This window comes from Corynebacterium sp., from assembly GCF_030535495.1.
Lineage (GTDB): Bacteria > Actinomycetota > Actinomycetes > Mycobacteriales > Mycobacteriaceae > Corynebacterium.
This window is the reverse complement of sequence record NZ_JAUNRW010000143.1, coordinates 1-4,489: the sequence shown is the minus strand read 5'-3', so window position 1 is coordinate 4,489 and position 4,489 is coordinate 1. Positions and strand designations below refer to the sequence as shown.

Genomic DNA, 4,489 nt, shown 5'->3' with positions numbered 1-4,489 from the left:
CACGCGGTCTAAAGGTGTCCGGGGGGCGTCGAGAAGCGACTCCTTTCGACGGCGTGAATTCACTGTGGGGCATGCCGAGACCCCGCCACCTGGAGAGGTGACGGGGTCTGCGGGAGGGGAAAACTATTTGATCTCGAGGAGCAGCTGACCCTTGGTCACGCCGGCTCCCTCTTCGACGGCCAGGCCCTCGACGACGCCGGACTTGTGCGCCTTGACGGGGTTCTCCATCTTCATGGCTTCCAGCACCACGATGACCTCGCCCTCGGTGACCTCCTGGCCCTCGGTGACGTTGACCTTGATGACGGTGCCCTGCATCGGGGCGGCCACGGAGTCACCGGAGGCGCCACCGGCCCCACCGGCGGCACGGCGCTTCTTGGCCTTCTTCTTCGGGGCGGCGCCGCCACCGATTGCCAGATCGCCCGGCAGGGAGATCTCGACGCGGCGTCCGTCGACCTCGACGACCACCTTGTGGGCCGGGGTGGCCTCGTCCTCGGGCAGGTCGGCCGGATCGACGAAGGGCTCGATCGGGTTGTCCCAGACCTCCTCGATCCACTTGGTGTAGACCTCGAAGCCGGTCTCGTCCCCGATGAAGGCCGGGTTCTCCACGATATGGCGGTGGAAGGGGATGACGGTGGGCATGCCCTCGACGACGTACTCGTCGAGTGCACGGGCAGCGCGCTGCAGGGCCTCCTCGCGGGTCTCACCGGTGACGATGAGCTTGGCCAGCATGGAGTCGAACTGGCCGCCGATGACGGAACCCTCGCGGACACCGGAGTCCACGCGGACACCCGGGCCGTCCGGCTGGTGGTAGCGGGTGACGGTGCCGGGGGCCGGCATGAAGTTCATGCCGGCGTCCTCGCCGTTGATGCGGAATTCGAAGGAGTGCCCGCGCGGGGTCGGGTCCTCCTTGTGGCGCAGCTCCTGGCCCTCGGCGATACGGAACTGCTCGCGGACCAGGTCGATGCCGGTGGTCTCCTCGGTGACCGGGTGCTCGACCTGCAGGCGGGTGTTGACCTCGAGGAAGGAGATGAGACCGTCGGAACCGACGAGGTACTCGACGGTGCCGGCGCCGTAGTAACCGGCCTCGCGGCAGATCTGCTTGGCGGACTCGTGGATCTCCGTGCGCTGGGCCTCGGTGAGGAACGGGGCCGGGGCCTCCTCGACGAGCTTCTGGAAGCGACGCTGCAGGGAGCAGTCGCGGGTACCGGCGACGATGACGTTGCCGTGCTGGTCGGCCAGCACCTGCGCCTCGACGTGGCGGGCCTTGTCCAGGTAGCGCTCGACGAAGCACTCGCCGCGGCCGAAGGCGGCGACGGCCTCACGGGTGGCGGACTCGTAGAGCTCGGTGACCTCGTCCATGGAGTAGGCGACCTTCATGCCTCGGCCACCGCCACCGAAGGCGGCCTTGATGGCGATCGGCAGGCCGTGCTCCTCGGCGAAGGCGACGACCTCCTCGGCGCCGGCGACCGGGTCCTTGGTGCCGGGCACCATGGGGGCGTTCGCGCGCTGGGCGATGTGACGGGCGGTCACCTTGTCGCCGAGGTCGGCGATGGCGGACGGCGGCGGGCCGATCCAGGTGATGCCGGCGTCGATGACGGCCTGGGCGAAGTCGGCGTTCTCGGCGAGGAAGCCGTATCCGGGGTGGATGGCGTCGGCGCCGGCCTTGGTGGCGGCGTCGATGATCTTCTCGATCACGAGGTAGGACTCCGCGGAGGACTGGCCACCCAGAGCGAAGGCCTCGTCTGCCATTCCGACGAACGGGGCGTCCGCGTCCGGCTCGGCGTACACGGCCACGCTGGCGATGCCCGCGTCCTTGGCGGCTCGGATCACACGGACCGCGATCTCGCCGCGGTTGGCCACGAGGACCTTGGTGATCTTCTTGGTCTCTACTGCCACTTGGGGGTCCCTTTCATGTGCTGCGTTGGTGGTTCGCGTCGGCCCGCCCGCTGCAGGCGGCCGCGCGACGCATGCGACTATTCTTGCACACAAAAACGTGAGCATTCCGTCAGGTTCGAGATTTTGCCCCAAATTGTCGGAAAACGCCAGTAGAAGCCCTCCGAAATCATCCCGTTACCTTCGGCGTGCCGCCGCAGGCAGGTCGCCACCATGACACTTTCGGGGGCGAAAGGGAAACGCCCGCGGTGGGTGCCGCGGGCGTCGAAAAGCCAAAAACTACGCGTGTTCAGCCTCGCCACGGGCGATCGGCATGCGCACCATGTTGCCCCACTCGACCCAGGAACCGTCGTAGTTGCGGACCTTCTCGAAGCCCAGCAGGTACTTGAGCACGAACCACGTGTGGGCCGTGCGATCACCCACGTGGCAGTAGACGGTGGTCTCCGCCGCCGGGTCGAGGGAGGAGTAAAGGTCGGAGAGCTCCTCGCGGGAACGGAAACGCGAGTTGGGGTGGACGTTGTCCTGCCAGGGCATGTTGACCGCGGTGGGGATATGCCCCCGGCGCAGGGCAGGGGCCAGCGCGGGGGTGTCGTCCGCGCTGACATCTCCGTGGAACTCCTCGGTGGAGCGGACGTCGACAATGGCGGACTGGCCGATCATCCCCAGCATCTCATCGACGAACACCCGGTACTCGGCATCGTTGCGTTCGACGACGGGGTAGTCCGACTCGGGGAACTCCGGGACGACGAAGGAGGTGTCGCGTTCCTCTGCCATCCAGGCGTCCCGGCCACCGTCGAGAAGCCGGACGTCCTCGTGGCCGAAGAGGGTGAACACCCACAGGGTGAACGCCGCCCACCAGTTGGACTGATCGCCGTAGATGACCACGGTGTCCTCCCGGTTGATGCCCTTGGAACGCATGAGGGCGGCGAAAGCCTCGCCGTCGACGATGTCCCGGGAGACGGGATCATTGAGGTCCTTCTGCCAGTCGATGCGCACGGCCCCCGGCAGATGCCCGATGTCATAGAGGAGGGAATCCTCGTCCGACTCGATCACGCGCAGTCCCGGGGTGCCCAGGCGGGCGGAGAGCCAGGACGCCGAGACGAGACGCTCGGGGTGGGCGTACTCCTGGAACTGGGGGTGGGGATCGAAGGGAGTGGCCACGGGGCTCCCGCCTTTCTGGGCGATACCCCGGGCGCGAACCGCCGGGGTATATGGTGTGATGAACGGGCTGAACAGTCAGACCCAACAGTAGTTCAGACGAGTGCACGGGGTCACGCGGGGGAGAGCGGTGTGTTGTTAATTACTAGTTGTCTGCCCACTGGGTACATCACACATCCAGGGACTAAAATTGCATGTTAACGGCGTAAAACATGAGCGCCGCATCACTTTTACTCCCTGAAAGGGGTGCTCTGTGCACAAGGCAATCGTCGTCTTCGAGGTCGAGGGCGGATCCGACAAGTTCATCGACGGCCACCGCAAGGACACCATGCCGATCGTCAACGCCATCAAGGAGGCCGGCTGGCACGCTGAGGTCGTCTTCTACCGCCCCGAATGGACCGAGCACCTCTACGAGCACGTCTCCCAGAACTTCGACGGCTACATCTCCCGCGTCAACCCGGGCAACATCCCCGGCGGCGAGGACGGCTACTTTGATCTGCTCTCCCGCCTCTCCGAGTCCGGCCTGGTCGGCATGTCCACCCCGGAGGAGATGATGGCCTACGGCGCCAAGGACGCCCTGGTCAAGCTGAAGGACACCGACCTGGTCCCCACCGACACCGCCGCGTACTACGAGGTCGAGGACTTCCACAACACCTTCCCCACCTCCCTGTCCTACGGTGAACGCGTGCTCAAGCAGAACCGCGGTTCCACCGGCTCCGGCATCTGGCGTGTCCAGCTCGCCGACAAGGAACTGGCCGCATCCGTCGAGCCGGGCACCGCCCTGCCGCTGGACACCAAGCTCAAGGCCACCGAGGCCGTGGACAACCACACCGAGACCCGTGAGCTCGGCGAGTTCATGGACTTCTGCGACCAGTACATCATCGGCAACAACGGCATGCTCGTGGACATGCGCTTCATGCCGCGCATCGTCGAGGGTGAGATCCGCATCCTCCTCGTGGGCCCGCACCCGGTGTTCGTCGTGCACAAGAAGCCGGCCGAGGGCGGCGACAACTTCTCCGCCACCCTGTTCTCCGGCGCCAAGTACACCTACGACTCCCCGGAGAAGTGGCAGGACCTGGTCGACATGTTCGCCGAGGCCCGCCCCGTCATCGCCGAGAACCTCGGCGGCGACAACATCCCGCTCATCTGGACCGCGGACTTCATGCTCGACACCGACGAGGACGGCAACGACACCTACGTTCTCGGTGAGATCAACTGCTCCTGCGTCGGCTTCACCTCCGAGCTGGACATGGGCATCCAGGAGCTGGTGGCCAAGGAGGCCATCGGCCGCGTGGAGGCCAAGCACGAGGGTTAGAATCCGCCTAGTCACTGACGACAACGGCACCCCGGTTGAGACTGTTCCGGGGTGCCGTTGTCATGTCCGCCAGCCGACGCTACTTCCCGTCGAGGAGCCGGGACACGGAGTCCGGATCGGCGT

General features: G+C 66.1%; 3 protein-coding genes. 1 reads left to right on the top strand and 2 read right to left on the bottom strand.

Going from position 1 to position 4,489, the window contains the following annotated elements:
* Nucleotides 1-123 precede the first annotated feature (123 nt).
* Together Q4F73_RS11675 and Q4F73_RS11670 are read right to left on the bottom strand one after the other, a co-directional pair.
* Nucleotides 124-1,896 carry an acetyl/propionyl/methylcrotonyl-CoA carboxylase subunit alpha gene (locus Q4F73_RS11675; protein ID WP_303359515.1) on the bottom strand — a complete coding sequence of 591 codons (1,773 nt, stop codon included), beginning with the start codon at nucleotides 1,894-1,896 and terminating at the stop codon, nucleotides 124-126.
* Nucleotides 1,897-2,172: 276 nt separating this feature from the next.
* Complete coding sequence (locus Q4F73_RS11670) at nucleotides 2,173-3,054, bottom strand: sulfurtransferase (RefSeq protein ID WP_303359514.1); 882 nt, start codon at nucleotides 3,052-3,054, stop codon at nucleotides 2,173-2,175.
* A gap of 250 nt (nucleotides 3,055-3,304) precedes the next feature.
* On the opposite strand from Q4F73_RS11670, the gene Q4F73_RS11665 reads away from it, so the two are divergent.
* Nucleotides 3,305-4,366, top strand: coding sequence for a Cj0069 family protein (locus tag Q4F73_RS11665; protein ID WP_303359513.1), 1,062 nt, complete (start codon nucleotides 3,305-3,307; stop codon nucleotides 4,364-4,366).
* Nucleotides 4,367-4,489 lie beyond the last annotated feature (123 nt).